Consider the following 17,164-nt stretch of genomic DNA (forward strand, 5'->3'; position numbering starts at 1 on the left):
TATGATTATCCGGACGCAAATTTGAATAGCGTTTTTGAGAAATGGTTTAACACAGCATTAGTTTAGAAATCATTTTCATAACTTTAAACATAAACTTACAATTTGTTATTTTTCAAACAATTAAACTAAAAAACTAATCTTATGGAATTTTTTAAAATCAAAACAAGCTGGTCTAATGCCGAATTTATTCTGATAAAATTATGCATGGCTTCAATCTATATTTTTATTGGAAGTTATTTTCATGATTTCTTCAAAAATTATTATACACCACTTTTAATTCTGTTTGGAATTACAGTGATCTGGTTTGTTTATGAGTGGCTGAAAAAGATGAAAACAAAAAACGCGTAATCGATTCTTTTAATTTACTTTAATACTTGCAGAACAAAGCTATCTTTGCAAAAAAATAAAACATGCACCGACACTTCATTCTTTTTAAACCTTACGGTTATTTAAGCCAATTTATTTATGAATTAAAAAGAAAGAAAAAACTTTTGGGCGAACTGCATAATTTTCCCGAAGGTACAATGGCGATTGGAAGGCTCGATGAAGATTCTGAAGGTTTGCTTTTATTAACGACAGACGGAAAAGTAAGTGAACAGATAAGAAGCAAAAAAGTCGACAAAGAATATTATGTTCAGGTTGATGGCATAATTACTCCCGAAGCTATTGAACAATTGCAAAAAGGCGTAGAAATAGGTTTTGAAGGCGGAAAATACAAAACAAAACCCTGCACTGCTTTTATTGTTACTGAAATTCCTGATTTTGGACCAAGGGCAAAAAAAATCAGAGACGAACGACATGGCCCGACTTCATGGGCATCGATTACTGTAAACGAAGGAAAATTTCGCCAGGTTCGCAAAATGACCGCCGCAGTTGGTTTTCCCACTTTACGTTTAGTTCGTGTTCGGATAGGAAATGTATATTTGCAGAACTTAAAAGCCGGAGAGGTTTTAGAAGTAAACGATTTCCAAATAAACGATTAAACGATTAAACGAATTAACAAATAAACGATAATGCTAAACGTTGTTCTTGTAGAACCAGAAATACCAAATAATACCGGAAATATTGGAAGATTATGTGTAGGAACACAAAGCAGACTGCATTTAATTCATCCTTTTGGTTTTGTAATTAATGATAAAAACCTTAAACGTTCCGGTTTGGATTATTGGGTACACCTTGATGTAACCGAATATCAAAATGTTGACGAATGGGTAAAACAAATTCCAGATCATTCCCGTGTATTTTTAATGAGTTCTCATTCTGAAAAATCATATTTAGAAAATGAATTTCAGGATGGTGACTGGTTAGTTTTCGGAAAGGAAAGCGTTGGTTTAAGCAAAGAATTTATGGCCAGATTTGAAAATCATTTAACAATCCCGATGTCACCGCTTATTCGCTCTTTTAATATTGCGAATTCTGTTGCTTTTGTAGTTGGTGAAGCTAAGAGGCAGATTGCTCTAAAAAAATAGTCATGAGACCTTTAATTGATGTAAATAATTTAAGCTATTCTAAAGAAAAACTAATTTATTATTCTCAAACTACAATTTATGCTTGGCTTTTAGCCGCAATTGGACTTTTCATCTTTGCAATTTACTCACTGACAAATAAAAACACTTTCATAGTATTCTTTTTATTATTGCCTATTATTCTATTTTTAGTTTACAAAGCATTAAAGTTGCTAAAGAAAGTTAATGAAGTTCAGTTTCGAATTAACTCAAAAGGAATTCAGTACAAAAATGAAGAACTTGTCCCTTGGAATAATATTGAAAACGAAAGAGTTGATACGAAATTCTACGGCAGGTCCAGCACCGATTTTTTTATTTATTATATTATTAAACCTAGTCAGGTAATGCAGTTTGATCTTAATGAATTAAATACTGACGCAAGTGAATTAAGCATCGCGCTTACTATTCACCGAAATAGATTTAAGAAAGAAAATAATATCCAATAAAATATCTTTCTAAAAATGTATACTTTTAAATTAAAAACAAACTTAGAAACTCAAGATATTATAAATAAACTCAATTCTATTACCGAAAAATTTCATACAAATTCAAAAGGAGAATACAAGTTTGAAGGAAAAATATCTACTTCTGAGTTTCAAATATATCCAACATTTGATTTTGGTCCAAGAAGTCAATTACGTCCTGAAATTAACGGTGAGATAATAGAATATTTAAATCATCGTGTTATCATTTTAAGTTTTAAAATACCTTCTTATTTAAAGCCAATATTCTTTTTAATTCTATTATTAAATATAGGCTTTACTATTTTCATATTTATAAATCCAATTGACGACTTTTTTAACTGGAAAATATTCGCATCTTTTATAGTTTTTACAGCCCTTATATTTTACATTAACTTTAAAAGCAAAGTTAATACATCTTTAAAAATTCTGATAAAAGCTCTAAATGCTGAAATACAAAATCATCAATAAAATTAATATTTAAGATTTTATCTAAGAAACGATTATTTTAGCTTAAAGAAAACAAAAATAAATATCCAATTAACAATTAATTCAGCATGAGTATAAATTTTAAAGAAAAGGTAAAAGGCTTATTCAAATACATATTTTTAGGGATACTTTTATTAGGGATACTAATTTTTCGTGTTGGACTTGACGGAAATATAATGTTTGTGGGAATAGGAATAATTATTTTATTACCCTTTGGTATTTGGTTATTTATTGAAAATTCAAAAGATAAAAAAGCAATAGAAAATAATAATGCTGAGATTCAAAAGCTTAAGAAATATGGAGAAAAAATAATTGTTAATCTTGAAAATATTCCAATAAAATCAAATTCATGGAAAGAAGAAGTTAGACATACATCACAGTATGAAGATAAAGTTTCTTCTGTGAATATTAACTATAATTTGATTGAGCTTGAAATCCCTTACAAAGGTGATTTTATACATTATAGTCTTCATATAGGTATGGATACAACCATATTAAAAATGCATTTCGCAATAAAAAGAGAAACTGTTTTATATATAGATTTAAAAGACAAAAATAAAAACTACCTTGATTTAGAATTTTTAGAAAGGTAAGGATTAAAAAAAATCTCGGTCTTCCTGCAAGGTTTTCCAAACCTTGTAGGTATAAATTTTAAAAGCTGGCAATAAACAAATACCTACAAGGTTTGGAAAACCTTGCAGGAAATGAATCAGGTAACGATAAACTTTCCTTTTTCAGCATCAAAAATAATATGTTCATCTTTGAACAAAGCTGCAAAACTTCCATTTGAAATTAAATGACAAGGTTCATCCTGCACAACATTTTCGGGCGTCATAACTATCATTTCATCACTTAATTGAATTGCCAAATCAATATCGTGTGTTGAAAACAAAATGCATTTTTGAGTTTCCTGAGTCAGCTTTTTCAAAAGTTTAAACAACGAAACTTTATGCAGTAAATCTAAATGTGTTGTAGGTTCATCTAAAATAATCAGCGGAGTATCTTGTGCCAAAGCTCTTGCGATTAAAACCTTTTGCAATTGTCCGTCGCTTATTTCGTAATGTTTTTTATGAGAAAGATGTTCGATCTGCGTCAACTTCATTGCTTCCTGAACTTTTTCGATATCAGTTTGGGTTAAAGTTCCAACCCAATTTGTGTAAGGCTGGCGACCGAGCGCCACCAATTCAAAAACAGAGAGATTACTAGGCGGTAATTTTTCGGTTAAAACCAAACTTAAATTCTGTGCTAAATCTAAGGGTGTATAAGCTGAGATATTTTTTTCATTCAAATAAACATTTCCTGATAACGGATGTTGAATTCCGGTAATTGTTCGCAATAAAGTCGATTTCCCAATTCCGTTTGCACCAATTAAAGAAATCAGTTTTCCTGAACTTAAATTTAAATTTAGATTCTCAGCAATAGTCACTGTTGTTTTTTTGGATTTGTATCCAATAGTTAAGTTTGAAGCTGATAGAATATTCTTCATTGCGTTTTTTATTTAAACACATAGAAACATAGGTTTCTTTGTCTTATTAGAAGGAATTTAAGATTTACTTGTAAATCAAACATAGTTGAACTAAAGCTTTGGCAATGATCTGAAATATTCGTTTACAAATGTTTTTTGACCTTCTTTAAAAATATTAAAACAATTAAAATTAATTATAATTCCTTTTGGTGCTTTTAAAAGTTTCATATATGTCAACAGTTGAGCTTGATAAATCGAATTTATTTCGGAAACTGTTTTTAATTCTACTACCAAACAATTTTCAACAAATAAATCACATCGAAAATCTGTTACTAATTCCTTACTCCTTAATATATTATTGGAACTCTCATCTCTGTAAAAAAATTTAATTTTCTTTGTGAGAGTTCTTCTTTCAGACATTCATGATAAACATTTTCCAGTAATCCTTTTCCAATAATTTTATGGACTTCTATTGAAGCACCTAAAACTTCATAAGTTAATTCATCTAAATATTTTTGAGTAATCATTAATTCATTAATTGAAATAAAAACTATGTTTCTATGTGTTTAAAAAACTAAAGATATAAATATTTTGTAGGTTTTTACTGAAAATTTCTTTTTCTTATCAAAAGCCAAACCACAACCGGCGCACCAATTATAGACGTTATGGCATTTATTGGAAGCGTAACATCAAAACCAGGCATTTGTGAAACAATATCGCAGAACAACATTATAATCGCTCCAAAAAACAAAGTACTCCAAAACAAAATAGTATGATTACTGGTTTGAAAAGTCAGCTTTGCAATATGCGGCACTGCTAAACCGATAAAAGCAATTGGCCCTGCAAAAGCCGTTATGCTTCCAGATAAAATACTGGTCGCAACAATGATTATTAATCTCGCTCTTTTAAAATTCAAACCCATACTTTTTGCGTAATTTTCGCCCAGAAGTAATGCGTTTAAAGGTTTTATACAATTAGCACTTAAAAGCAGGCCAAATAGCACACAGAAACTTAAAATCCCTATAGTTGACCACGAAAAATTGCCAAGGCTTCCCATTGACCAAAATGTAAATTTCTGCAGCTGTTCTGCCGTACTAAAATAAGTCAAAACACTTACGATTGCGATTGTAAAACTCCCAAACATTAGCCCCATGATTAAAATTGCCATGGTATCACGTAATCTTTGTGAAACTACCACAACCAAAAGTAAAACCATTGTACTCCCAAACGTCGAAGCAATCACTATTCCGTAAGGCGATAAAACAATTACACTTAAAAACGGAGGTAGAAATCCCGCTCCTAAAATTACAAATGCAACACTTAAACTAGCACCTGAACTGAGTCCCAGAACATCAGGTCCGGCAAGAGGGTTCCTAAATAAAGTCTGCATTAAAAGTCCGCTGATCGAAAGTCCGGTTCCAACCAAAACTGCCGTAATCGCTTTTGGCAGACGATAATTTATAATGATATATTCCCAGGTTGATTTTGCAGCATGTCCTCCGGTTAAACTTGTAAAAACATCTTTTAGCGGAATCATGACCGATCCTAAACTAATGCTTGCCAGAAACATTAGTAAAAGCCCCAGAGTCAAAACAACAAATAAAATGGTATTTCGTTTTTTGTTTGCCAATTTAATTCAGTTTTGATGCAAAAGTAAATTCATAGCCCGGCAATAAATCAGGATGAAAAATTTTAATATAATCTTTTAAAACTAAATCCGGTCGGCTTGGCGCCAATTCATAATAAACCGTTCCGCCAGTTGCACCCCGTTTCCCTTCAAAACTATAAACTTTTTTATTTGTAAAAGCATCAAATTCTCCATAATGCGGGTTTGCTTTTTGCAATTCATCCAGGTTTTTAAACGACCCCGAAGCAATCCAGACATTTGCCGTTTTTGCTTTATCTAAAACTTTTTCAAAGGACAAACCTTCACTTCCCGTTCCTTTTAAATCTGCCCATAAATAATTGGCGTGCGCATCTTTCATAAACTCGGCAACCCAGCTGTTTCCTTTGGCAACGTACCACACATCCTCATACATCGAACCATATAGAACTGTTGAGCCTGCTGTTTTTTCTGCGGCCAGTTTTCTTGTCTGATCATAACTCTGAACGATTTTATCAAATAATTCTTTTGCCTTTTCTTCTTTACCAAATAATGCTCCGTAAAGTTTTATCCATTCTGCTTTTCCAAGCGGGGACTGTTCCATCCAGTCACCCTGAATCAAAACATTCAAACCGCTTTTCTTTAAATTATCCAGCATCGGATTGTTATTGTCAACTCCAAAAGTCACAATCAAATCCGGCGATAATTCTATTAATTGTTCGATATTCAATTTTTCATTTTGTCCAACGTTTTTCACAAAACCTTTGTCAATTAATACTCTTGTTTTTTCAGACGAAATATAATCGGTATGCGGAAATCCAACTAATTTATTTTCTACTCCAAGCATTTCTAAAAACGGAATATTGGTTGTTGAAGTTACCACAACAGATTCTAACGGAACCTGGACTGTGGTATATGTCTGCAGGCTATCCGGAACCTTTGCTTCTTTTTCTTTTAAAATATATTTAAGGTCTTTATTCGAATTAGGCCATGGATTTGAAACTGTTACGACTGAATAACCATCATATTTTACAATAGAAAGTCCAGATGCATATTCAATACTGTTTTTTGCAGTCTCAGATTTTGCTACTTCGCTCGTTTCGTTCTTCTTACATCCGAAGAGAATAAAAAAAGAAGAAATAAAAATCAATTTAGGGAATAAATGTCTCATATTTTACGTTTTCGAAAGGAACAAAGGTAAAGCATTTTCTAAATTTTTTGTTTACCTTTATTCTTACAAAATTCAACAATTTGTATCTTTACGTTATGAATACCACAAAAATTAAAATTTGCTCAAGCTGTGAATCTCAATTCAGCTGCGGAGATATTTCGGTTGAAAAATGCTGGTGCAACGACTACCCGCCAATTTTCAACCTTTCTGAAGGAGGCGACTGTCTTTGTCCCGTTTGTTTTAAAGAAGCCTGCGAAGACAAAATCGATGCTTATGTAGAAACTATCACTCCTAAAAATGCCCTTAAAAATAAAGCCATATCTTTGCCCAAAACAGATAAACTAATTGAGGGAATTGACTACTATACCGAAAACGGCAATATGGTTTTTAAAACCTGGTATCATCTAAAACGTGGTACCTGCTGTGGAAACAAATGTCGTCATTGCCCTTATTAGAAGTTATGAGTGTTGAGTTATAAGTTAAAGATCTTTACTTGTTACTCTGCGTTTCATAACTTATAACTCATAACTTATAACTAAATAAAAAATGATTTATTTAATTACCGGAGGCGAGCGATCAGGAAAAAGCAGTTATGCCCAGAATTTAGCATTACAGCTTTCAGATGCTCCTATATATGTGGCGACAGCCAGAAAATGGGATTCTGATTTTCAAAACCGAATTGATCGTCATCAACTGGAAAGAGACGAACGCTGGACGAATATTGAAAAAGAAAAACATCTAAGCGAAATAAACTTTTCCGGAAAAGTTGCTTTAATCGACTGTGTAACGCTTTGGCTTACCAACTTTTTTGTAGACAATAAAAACGACGTTAGTTTAAGTCTGGAAGAAGCAAAAAAAGAATTTCTTTCAATTACCAATCAGGAAAATGCAACACTAATTATTGTAACCAACGAAATTGGAATGGGCGTTCACGCCGCAACCGAAATTGGCAGAAAATTTACCGAACTGCAAGGCTGGATGAATCAGTTTCTGGCCTCAAATGCAGATGAAGTTGTTTTGATGGTTTCCGGAATTCCGGTCAAAATTAAGAGTTAAATTCCAAAATTTAAATTCCAAATTCCAATATCGTGAAGTATCTTTACGTGAATTCCAAAATTGATATTGAATTTTGATATTGTAATTGAATTTGGAATTTGAAATTTAAAAAATTGGAATTTATGACTAGTTTAGACGATATATTAAAATCACGCCGCGATACCCGACATTTTACAACCGATGAGGTTCCGGACGAAGTAATTCAAAAAGCTTTGCAGGCTGGACATTGGGCGCCTTCTGTTGGGCTTACAGATGCTACAAGATATTATATCATTAAATCAGATGAGGTTAAAAGTGCCATTAAAAATTTATTTTTAGATTATAATAAAAAAGCCGAAGAACTTACCGACAATCCGGAGCAGAAAGAACTTTATAAATCATTGAAACTGGAGGCGATTGAAGAAGCTCCAATTGGACTTATAATAGCTTATGACCGGTCTGTTTTAAATCAGTTTACGATTGGAACTATCGGCAGTAACGAAGCTGTAAAATTTAGTTCGGTTTGTGCGGCGCAGAATATTTGGCTTTCGCTTACAGAACAAGGTTACGGAATGGGCTGGGTTTCAATTTTAAATTATTACCAGTTTAAAAAAATCCTTGATTTACCAGAATACATAGAACCGCTTGGGTATTTCTGCATTGGTAAACCTGCTACAAATTATGGTAATCAGCCTATGTTACAGCAACTGCATTGGAAACAAAAATCTGAAACTGCCGATTGTAAAGAAATCAATGAAATTCATAAAATAAACGTTTCAGATTTTGATTTTAAGTCTCAGAAAAAAGAAAATAATCAAACCAATTTCAGTCAGCTTTTACAAGAAAAAATAGATTCCAAAACAAAACCTGTTGGTTCTTTAGGAACTTTAGAAACCCTGGCTTTTCAAATGGCAGCAGTTTTTAAAACTTTAAATCCTAAAATCATCAAACCTAATATTGTTGTTTTTGCAGCAGATCACGGAATTGCAAATCATGGTGTAAGTGACTATCCGCAGGATGTAACTCGCCAAATGGTGAATAATTTCCTGGAAGGCGGCGCAGCAATTAATGCCTTCTGCAAGCAGAATAATATTCAATTATCGATTGTAGATTCTGGAGTAAATTATGATTTCCCGACAAATGCAAAATTGATTGACGCCAAAATAGCAAAAGGAACGCAGTCTTTTCTACATGTTTCTGCCATGAGCGAAACGGAATTACAATTGTGTTTTGAAAAAGGAAAAGCAATTGTTGACGATATTGCTAAAACAGGTTCTAATTGTATCGGTTTTGGTGAAATGGGAATTGGAAACACTTCTACTGCATCGGTTTTAATGAGTCTTTTGACCGGTTTTTCAATTGAAGAGTGTGTTGGAAAAGGAACCGGAATTAACGATCAAAAACTTCTGAACAAACAAAATATTCTAAAAAAAGCACTCGAAAATTATTCCGGTCAAGCCGAATTAAAACAACTAATCGCCCATTTTGGAGGTTTTGAAATTATTCAAATGGCTGGCGGAATGCTGACCGCTTTTGAAAACAAAATGCTTATTCTGGTTGATGGTTTTATTTGTTCTGCCGCTTATTTAATTGCTTTTAAAATAAATCCTGATATTAAAAAAAATGCCATATTCTGTCATTGCTCTGCCGAAAAAGCACATCAAAAATTATTAAATTATCTTGGTGCAAAACCTATTTTAAATTTAGATTTGCGTCTGGGCGAAGGAACCGGCTGTGCAGTTGCATTTCCTATTTTAAAATCGGCTGAGGCTTTTTTGAATGAAATGGCTAGTTTTGAAAGTGCTGGAGTTAGTAGGAAATAATTTTCAATTTTAATTTACAGTTTATATCTTTGAATCATAAATTGAAATTATTTAAAAAATCATACATGCCTTTTACTAAAGTTTATATTCATTGCGTTTGGAGTACAAAAAACAGGTTCCCTTTTTTAAATTCGGTTGATCTACGCCAAAAAATCTGGCACCACATAAAAGAAAATGCATTAAAAAAAGAAATATATCTGGATTACATTAGTGGATATTCTGACCATTGCCATTGTTTGATTTCATTAGGAAATAATCAAACAATTCAAAAAACAATACAATTGTTAAAAGGTGAGTCTTCATACTGGATTAATAAAAATCAATTAACAAAAGAAAAATTTGAATGGCAGGATGAATATTTTGCGGTTTCTGTATCAGAATCTATTGTTGGCAAAGTGAGAGATTATATTATAAATCAAGAAGAACATCATAAAAAGAAAACATTTCAAGAGGAATATGATGAGTTTATAACCAAATTTGGTTTTAAAAAAATATCTTGATGGAATTTGGCTAAAGCCCAGAAGGTGCTAATTCTTTTTAACCTCCAGATAAATCTGGAGGCAATTAAATTTAACTTTTATCTTAAAATATTTTATGCAAAGAGCATTTCATAATAAATTAAAAATCAATTGCCAACATCTTTAGATGTTGGGATAAAATAATTGCCTCTCAAAAGGGCTTTAGCCAAATGGCGAATTCGGCTAAAGCCTTTTAGACATAACATCCTTCAAACCTCCAGATAAATCTGGAGGCAATTAAACCAAAACATTAAATTTTTATTTTCAAAATTTTACCCCTTTGAAAAGAATGAACTAAGCATAAAAAATAAGTTAAAAATCAATTGCCAATATCTTTAGATACTGGGATAAAATAATTACCTCTCAAAGGGCTTTAGCCAAATAGAGAATTCGGCTAAAGCCTTTTAGACATAACATCCTTCAAACCTCCAGATAAATCTGGAGGCAATTAAACCAAAACATTAAATTTTTATTTTCAAAATTTTACCCCTTTGAAAAGAATGAACTAAGCATAAAAAATAAGTTAAAAATCAATTGCCAATATCTTTAGATGTTGGGATAAAATAAACCTCTCAAAAGGGCTTTAGCCAAATAGAGAATTCGGCTAAAGCCTTTTAGACATAACATCCCTCAAACCTCCAGATAAATCTGGAGGCAGTTAAATATTTTTTTTTTATTTTCGATTACTTATTATTAAATCCGAAAGAATGGACTATCAATAAAATAACACAAAAGCAATTGCCAACATCTTTAGATGTTGATATAGAAATATTGTTTCTTAAAAGACTTTAGCCAAATAGTGAATTCAGCTAAAGCCTGTTAGACATAACATCTCTCAAACCTCCAGATAAATCTGGAGGCAGTTAAATATTTTTTTTATTTTCGATTACTTATTAAATCCGAAAGAATGAACCATCAATAAAATAATAAAAAATCAATTGCCAACATCTTTAGATGTTGGGATAAAATAATTGCCTCTCAAAAGGGCTTTAGCCAAATACCACAATCTAAATGAAAAAAGAACTACACATTTTCTTCACCTGCTTAATGTTCTACACCAGAATTCCCTGCCCAAAAAACATTACTCACGATCCAGATTATTTAAACAAAGCAACAAGATATTTCCCTTTTATAGGATGGATTGTCGGGTCAATTTCATTTCTTGCCTTTTATATTTTTTCTCTTTTTCTTTCAACAGAGACGGCTGTCATTTTTGCAATAATAATTTCAGTTCTAACAACAGGCGCTTTTCATGAAGATGGATTTGCAGATGTCTGCGACGGATTTGGCGGCGGCTGGACTAAAGAAAAAATCCTAATGATTATGAAAGACAGCGCCATTGGTTCTTATGGTGCAATTGGATTAGTTTTGCTTTTTCTGGCAAAATTCAAACTACTTTCAGAATCCATTTTACTTTTTACTAATAACATTTTACTGATTTTCCTTTTATTTATTTCGGCACATTCTTTAAGTCGTTTGGCAGCAATCAGTATTGTTTTTACACATCAATATTCCCGTGATGACGCTTCGAGCAAAAGCAAACCAATTGCTAAAAACCATAGCTGGAAAGAAATTTTTGGATCTTTTTTCTTTGGGTTAATTCCTTTATTGGCACTCACCTATTTCAATTATAAAGTTCTTTTAGCTATAATTCCTGTTTTTATAACCAGATATTTTCTGGCTGGATATTTTCAAAAATGGATTGACGGTTATACCGGAGATTGTCTTGGCGCAACGCAGCAGGTTTGTGAAGTAATATATTATTTAAGCATTCTTTTTATATGGAAATTTATTTAGTTCGCCATACCAAAACCATCTGCGAAAAAGGCATTTGTTACGGCCAGTCTGATGTAAATATTGCCGAACCTTTTGATGAAATCTTTGACCGGATTATTTCAGAATTACCTGCAGAAGCCATTATTTTTTCAAGTCCTTTAAAACGCTGCACTATTTTAGCAAAACACATTCAAGAGAATATAAAAACAATTTCTTATCAGGAAGATGACCGATTGAAAGAAATGAATTTTGGTGACTGGGAATTAAAAAACTGGAACGAAATTCCGCCGGAACAATTAAATCCGTGGATGGAAGATTTTGTAAATATTCAAGTTTCAAACGGAGAATCATTTGTGGAATTACATCAAAGAGCTGGTGATTTTTTAGCAGAACAAATTTCGCAAAAAACCCAGCATCCTATCGTTATTGCAACTCATGCCGGAATTATTAGAAGTATATTATGTCATCAAGCTTCACTGCCTTTGAAAGAAGCTTTTCAAAATAAAGTCGATTTTGGGCAAGTCATAAAAATTACATTTTAATTTAGTTTTGTTTAGAATTTAATTCAAATAGTAAAACAAATTTGAATATTCAATAATTTTAACTTTATCTTTGCAGCAAATTTAAGGTTGTGTTTTTATAAAACACATTAAAAGGGAATCAAGTAAAATCTTGAGCTGTTCCCGCAACTGTAAGCTTTGTTCTAAAAAAAGAATGCTTGTTGTAACTACAAAACCACTGCTCGCCCCGGCGAGTGGGAAGGTAAACAACAAGACGCAAGCCAGGAGACCTGCCTTTGTAACAAATATCGAGCTCTCGGGAAAAAGAGTGTAGAAATTATGACTTTAAGAATACGTTTTGCTTTTTTACTTTTAATGTTGTGCCAATTGATTTCGGCGCAGGGCGATTCTATTAAATTAACAGAAGTCGTAGTTTCTGACGCAAATCTTAAAAAATACTCCAATTCTCAATCGGTTTTAAAACTTAGTGATTCAATTATCAACAGGAATGAAGCTTTACTGACTGATCTCTTAAATTTCAATTCAACCATTTATTTTAAAGAATACGGACGCGGAATGCTTTCTACAGTTTCTTTTCGCGGAACTACATCTTCTCAAACGGCTGTAATCTGGAACGGAATCAACATTAATTCGCAGATGAACGGAAGCACCGATTTTAATACCATTTCGGGTTCTGATTATAATTCGATAAGTGTAAAAGCCGGAGGAGGAAGCGTTATTTACGGAAGCGGCGCAATTGGCGGTACAGTTCATTTAAACAATGATCTGGCATTTTATAATCGGTTTGAGAATAATTTAAAACTGGATTACGGAAGTTTCAACACTATTGGAATAAATTATAAAACCAATATCTCTAACGAAAAATGGAGTGCACAAATTGGTTTTTCTAAAAACAGCTCTACAAACGATTACAAATATTTAAACCGTTATACATGGCGGGGCGAACAGCGCTGGAACCAAAACGGGCAATATGATATTATAACCATGAGCGCTAATGCCGGTTATAAAATCGACTCAAGAAACACTTTAAAACTTTATAGTCAGTTTTCAAATACAGACCGAAATACTTCCTTGGTTGTAGAAACTGAAACGAAAAGCAAATATATAAACGGTTTCAACCGAAACTTATTAGAATACGATGGCGATTTTGGAAAATTTAAAACCAATTTCAAAACGGCTTACATTTTTGAAAACTATCAATATTTTGCCGATAATTCAACCAATTTATATACTTACGGAAAAACCGAAAGTTTAATTACGAAAGCTGATTTAGGATATACCTTATTCAAATCAACTCAAATAAATGGGGTTTTTGATTATAACAGAACTAAAGGCTACGGAAGCAGTTTTGGCGATCACGTTCGTGAAATCAGCTCTGCGGGATTATTAGTGAAACAAGATTTTTCTGAAGCATGGAAAAACGAACTCGGTATTCGAAAAGAGTTTACAAATAATTACAAATCTCCGGTTTTATTCACTTTGGGATCTTCGTATCAGTTTAGCAAGTTGTACAATTTCAAACTGAATTTATCCCGAAATTTCAGAATTCCAACTTATAATGATTTGTATTGGGACGAAGGCGGAAATCCGGATTTAAAACCCGAAAGTTCGTATCAGGCCGAAATTGGAAACGTATTTACTTTCAAAAACATTTCGCTTACGCAGACTTTCTACTACATCAAAATTAAAGATTTACTGCAATGGGTTCCAGGTAAAAATGGCATTTGGAGCCCTATAAACAAAGACAATGTTAATAGTTATGGTGCAGAAACTTTATTGGGCTGGAAAAAACAATTCGGTAAAAATAACTTCAGTGCAAATGCTTCTTATGCTTATACTGCATCAAAAGATGAAGAAACTAAAAAGCAGCTTTTCTTTGTTCCTTTTAATAAAGTAACGGGTTCAGTCGCTTATTCCCGAAATAGAATTTCTGCTTACTATCAATTTTTATATAATGGATTTGTCTACACAAGAGCAGATAATAATCCGGATGAAATTATAAACGATTATACGGTTTCAAATCTCGGAATCGATTATGATTTTAAATTCTTAGACTCTTTTAAACTTGGTTTTCAGGTTTTAAACATCTTCAATGAAGATTATGAAAGCCTGGAAGACAGGCCAATGCCGGGTCGAAATTTCAACATGTATTTAACTTTAAAATTTTAATATTTATGAAACTTAGTAAATTACTTTTAATAGCACTTAGCGTTTCGTTATTCGTTTCTTGTTCGAGTGATGACGATAATGACGAATCAAAAGGACAATATGAAAACGGATTTTTCATTTTAAATGAAGGAAGTGCAGGACAAGGAAGTGTTTCTTTTTCAAGCGATGATTTCAGCGTATTCACAAAAGATGCTTACACTGCAGCAAACGGAACAGATTTGCTTGGAAAATATGCTCAAAATATCTTTTTTGACGGAGATAATGCCTATATTATTGCAGGCGGTTCTAATGTTATAAATGTAGTAAACAGATACACATTTAAACTAATAGCTAAAATCGACAGCGGACTTGCCAACCCAAGATATGGTGTTGTAAAAGATGGTAAAGCTTATGTAACGAATGCTAATACTTATTCTTATATTAACCCAGCAACTGGAAATACAGATGATTATGTTGCTATTATTAACCTGACTACTAATAAAGTAGAATCAAAAATTGAACTAAATGCTACCGCTGACAGACTTGTTTTAGAAGATGGCAAATTATACATTACTGAACAATATAATAATGACAAATTATTAATAGTAAATATAACTACAAAAGCCTTAGAAACACCAGTAGTTATTGGTTCTGGAGCAGATACAATAGAAGAAGAAAATGGCATTCTGTATATCCTAAGAAAACCATATGGGGAAAGCAGCGAAATTGTAAAAGTAAAAATATCTGACAAATCTGTCTCTAAAGTTACATTTCCGGAAACATTAGATAGTGCAGGTTTTTTAGACATTTCTGACAACAAAATATATTATACTGTTGGCAGTTCAGTTTATTCTATAAACACTTCTGCAGCTTCGATTTCTACTTCTGCGATTTTTACTGCTTCTTCAGTTGCTAATTTATATGGATTTGCCGTTAATGACAATAAAATTTATTTAGCAGATAGCGGCGATTATAAAGCAGACAGTAAAGCTTACATCTACAACTTAACTGGAACCTTACAAAAAGAATTAACTGTTGGTGTGGCACCAAACGGTTTTTACTTTAACGATTAAATTTATTTTAGAATTAGTTTAGTTTTTATTTTTTTTGGTAAAAAAAGAGGCTGTCTCAAAAGGACAGCTTCTTTTTTTTGGTAAAAACAAGATTGTCCACTAAAAACATTAATTCAGGTTTTTCGGATTCCACTTTCAAGATAATTTTTTATTTCTTGCTGATTTTAGGTAAAAACGAGCTGTTTTTATCCTGTAAAGGCCATTTTTTGTAAATTATGGGCAATAGAAATCAATCCGATTTCTACCTCGGCCTTGTTTTGTCCTCGAAGCATAAATCGTTTAAATCCTTTATTGTGCTTGATCTGGGCAAATACGGGTTCTACATCATGACACCTTTGCTTTCTGAGCTGTTCTCCCCGTTTTGTTTTAAGTAAATCAAATGCCTTTTGCCTTATTTGAGCCAATTCAGGATTGTTTTGCGAGGCGGTCACCTGTTTGGTTTTGCAGTCTCTGTCAAAATAATTGTACTTAACAAAGGCTTTTATTTTTCTGGCTTTTAACAAGTTGTAGTTTTCCTGCGAACCATAGCCAGCATCGGCAACTAACTCTTTGGGAACTTTTTTGTATGATTTTTCAAAACTATCAATATGCGGGCTAAGCGTTTTTGTGTCAGTAGGATTCGGATGCAGGCTGTAGTGCAGAATGAACTGCTTATTGGTACTGATCTGCAGATTGTAAGCCGGTTTTAACTGGCCGTTTAGCATATGGTCCTCTTTCATGCGCATAAAAGTGGCATCGGTATCGGTCTTGGAGAACGAGTTTCTGTTTTGAAGAATTTCTTCTTGCTGTTTGTACTTTTCAAGGTTCTTTGGCCAGTTCTTTTTGGCATAATTGAGCTTCTGGCGTACTTTCGAAGGAACTTTTTTCTCTTTCAAAACTGCATTGATCGTGTTGATTGCAGCTTCTACTTTTTCTTTATCAATAGCCCTAAAATCAACAGATTCTGTATTTTTGAGTTCTTCTTTGGCTACACTCTGTGCATAATTCCAAAGTTCTTCCAGCTGTTGTTCAATACGTTCTTTACTCTTTTTAATAGCCTTCCCCCATACAAAAGTGTAGCGGTTGGCATTGGCTTCAATCTTTGTGCCGTCAACAAAGGCAGTCTTAAGATTTACGATGCCTTCCCTTTCTAGCAAAAGAACAATTTGGGTAAAAATTTCTTTGATTTGCCCATTTAACCGTTGGCTTCTAAAGCGATTAATAGTATTGTGGTCGGGTTGGCTCATCCCACTAAGCCACATAAAATTGATGTTTTCTTTAAGGGCTTGTTCAAACTTGCGGCTAGAATAAATATTGCATAAATAGCCGTAAACCAAAACTTTTAGAAGCATTTTTGGATGGTAACTTGATGTGCCACCAGGCTTGTATCTATGGATTAGACTTTTTAGATCAAGACCATCAACGATATTGGAAACTATTCTTACAGGGTGCTTAATGTCAATCAGCTCCGATAAATTCGGAGGAAAAAGCACATTTTGGTTGGGAATGTAATCTTTAAAGACTACTTTTGAAGCTACACACACACCGCAATTTAATCAAATTGCAAGAATTAGGAAAGCGAAAGCTTTCCTTTTTT

20 protein-coding genes and 1 riboswitch are annotated in these 17,164 nt (G+C 32.8%); of the genes, 14 read left to right on the forward strand and 6 right to left on the reverse strand.

Annotated elements, in window-relative coordinates; all coding sequences use genetic code 11:
- Positions 1-141 precede the first annotated feature (141 nt).
- The 6 genes from AABD74_RS00410 (at position 142) to AABD74_RS00435 (ending at position 3,048) form a co-directional block, all read left to right on the forward strand.
- Positions 142-348: a hypothetical protein gene (locus AABD74_RS00410; protein WP_406844363.1), complete on the forward strand. Its 207-nt coding sequence runs from the start codon at positions 142-144 to the stop codon at positions 346-348.
- 62 nt (positions 349-410) lie between these two features.
- Entirely contained in the window at positions 411-983 is a 573-nt protein-coding gene (locus tag AABD74_RS00415) for a pseudouridine synthase (protein ID WP_406844364.1), read from the forward strand.
- Positions 984-1,013: 30 nt separating this feature from the next.
- Entirely contained in the window at positions 1,014-1,469 is a 456-nt protein-coding gene (locus AABD74_RS00420) for a tRNA (cytidine(34)-2'-O)-methyltransferase (protein ID WP_232683095.1), read from the forward strand.
- Positions 1,470-1,471: 2 nt separating this feature from the next.
- The gene (locus tag AABD74_RS00425) at positions 1,472-1,951 is read left to right on the forward strand and encodes a hypothetical protein (protein ID WP_406844365.1); all 480 of its coding nucleotides are present in this window, start codon (positions 1,472-1,474) and stop codon (positions 1,949-1,951) included.
- Between the two features lie 15 nt (positions 1,952-1,966).
- Positions 1,967-2,437, forward strand: coding sequence for a hypothetical protein (locus AABD74_RS00430; RefSeq protein ID WP_232683092.1), 471 nt, complete (start codon positions 1,967-1,969; stop codon positions 2,435-2,437).
- 86 nt (positions 2,438-2,523) lie between these two features.
- Entirely contained in the window at positions 2,524-3,048 is a 525-nt protein-coding gene (locus AABD74_RS00435) for a hypothetical protein (RefSeq protein ID WP_406844366.1), read from the forward strand.
- Positions 3,049-3,164: 116 nt separating this feature from the next.
- Here AABD74_RS00435 and AABD74_RS00440 read toward each other — a convergent pair whose 3' ends face one another.
- The 5 genes from AABD74_RS00440 to AABD74_RS00460 form a co-directional block, all read right to left on the reverse strand.
- Entirely contained in the window at positions 3,165-3,941 is a 777-nt protein-coding gene (locus AABD74_RS00440; RefSeq protein ID WP_406844367.1) for an ABC transporter ATP-binding protein, read from the reverse strand.
- Positions 3,942-4,031: 90 nt separating this feature from the next.
- Entirely contained in the window at positions 4,032-4,340 is a 309-nt protein-coding gene (locus tag AABD74_RS00445; protein WP_406844368.1) for a GxxExxY protein, read from the reverse strand.
- Positions 4,268-4,447, reverse strand: a complete 180-nt coding sequence (locus tag AABD74_RS00450; protein ID WP_255669562.1) for a GxxExxY protein — start codon at positions 4,445-4,447, stop codon at positions 4,268-4,270. Before AABD74_RS00450 ends, AABD74_RS00445 begins: the two co-directional genes overlap by 73 nt.
- Positions 4,448-4,521: 74 nt before the next feature.
- Positions 4,522-5,550, reverse strand: a complete 1,029-nt coding sequence (locus AABD74_RS00455) for an iron chelate uptake ABC transporter family permease subunit (protein ID WP_406844369.1) — start codon at positions 5,548-5,550, stop codon at positions 4,522-4,524.
- 1 nt (position 5,551) lies between these two features.
- Positions 5,552-6,694 (reverse strand): ABC transporter substrate-binding protein, encoded by a 1,143-nt coding sequence (locus tag AABD74_RS00460; protein ID WP_406844370.1) that lies wholly within the window; start codon positions 6,692-6,694, stop codon positions 5,552-5,554.
- A 95-nt stretch (positions 6,695-6,789) separates the two neighbouring features.
- On the opposite strand from AABD74_RS00460, the gene AABD74_RS00465 reads away from it, so the two are divergent.
- The 8 genes from AABD74_RS00465 (at position 6,790) to AABD74_RS00500 (ending at position 15,588) form a co-directional block, all read left to right on the forward strand.
- Positions 6,790-7,149: a DUF5522 domain-containing protein gene (locus AABD74_RS00465; RefSeq protein ID WP_232683088.1), complete on the forward strand. Its 360-nt coding sequence runs from the start codon at positions 6,790-6,792 to the stop codon at positions 7,147-7,149.
- Between the two features lie 91 nt (positions 7,150-7,240).
- Complete coding sequence (gene cobU / locus AABD74_RS00470) at positions 7,241-7,750, forward strand: bifunctional adenosylcobinamide kinase/adenosylcobinamide-phosphate guanylyltransferase (RefSeq protein ID WP_406844371.1); 510 nt, start codon at positions 7,241-7,243, stop codon at positions 7,748-7,750.
- A gap of 122 nt (positions 7,751-7,872) precedes the next feature.
- A complete protein-coding gene (cobT, locus tag AABD74_RS00475) occupies positions 7,873-9,552 on the forward strand; it encodes a nicotinate-nucleotide--dimethylbenzimidazole phosphoribosyltransferase (RefSeq protein WP_406844372.1) in 1,680 nt (559 codons plus the stop codon).
- 41 nt (positions 9,553-9,593) lie between these two features.
- Positions 9,594-10,052, forward strand: a complete 459-nt coding sequence (locus tag AABD74_RS00480; protein ID WP_406844373.1) for a transposase — start codon at positions 9,594-9,596, stop codon at positions 10,050-10,052.
- A gap of 1,029 nt (positions 10,053-11,081) precedes the next feature.
- The gene (locus tag AABD74_RS00485) at positions 11,082-11,867 is read left to right on the forward strand and encodes an adenosylcobinamide-GDP ribazoletransferase (RefSeq protein ID WP_406844374.1); all 786 of its coding nucleotides are present in this window, start codon (positions 11,082-11,084) and stop codon (positions 11,865-11,867) included.
- A complete protein-coding gene (gene cobC, locus AABD74_RS00490; protein WP_406844375.1) occupies positions 11,852-12,388 on the forward strand; it encodes an alpha-ribazole phosphatase in 537 nt (178 codons plus the stop codon). Before AABD74_RS00485 ends, cobC begins: the two co-directional genes overlap by 16 nt.
- Before the next feature lie 67 nt (positions 12,389-12,455).
- A riboswitch (cobalamin riboswitch) is annotated at positions 12,456-12,659 on the forward strand.
- 26 nt (positions 12,660-12,685) lie between these two features.
- The gene (locus AABD74_RS00495) at positions 12,686-14,536 is read left to right on the forward strand and encodes a TonB-dependent siderophore receptor (protein WP_232683082.1); all 1,851 of its coding nucleotides are present in this window, start codon (positions 12,686-12,688) and stop codon (positions 14,534-14,536) included.
- A 5-nt stretch (positions 14,537-14,541) separates the two neighbouring features.
- Complete coding sequence (locus AABD74_RS00500; protein ID WP_406844376.1) at positions 14,542-15,588, forward strand: YncE family protein; 1,047 nt, start codon at positions 14,542-14,544, stop codon at positions 15,586-15,588.
- 185 nt (positions 15,589-15,773) lie between these two features.
- Here the strand turns inward: AABD74_RS00500 and AABD74_RS00505 are convergent, their stop codons facing one another.
- Positions 15,774-17,111, reverse strand: coding sequence for an IS1182 family transposase (locus AABD74_RS00505; protein WP_406844377.1), 1,338 nt, complete (start codon positions 17,109-17,111; stop codon positions 15,774-15,776).
- Positions 17,112-17,164: the final 53 nt, after the last annotated feature.

This window comes from Flavobacterium soyae, from assembly GCF_045348165.1.
Classification (GTDB): domain Bacteria; phylum Bacteroidota; class Bacteroidia; order Flavobacteriales; family Flavobacteriaceae; genus Flavobacterium; species Flavobacterium soyae.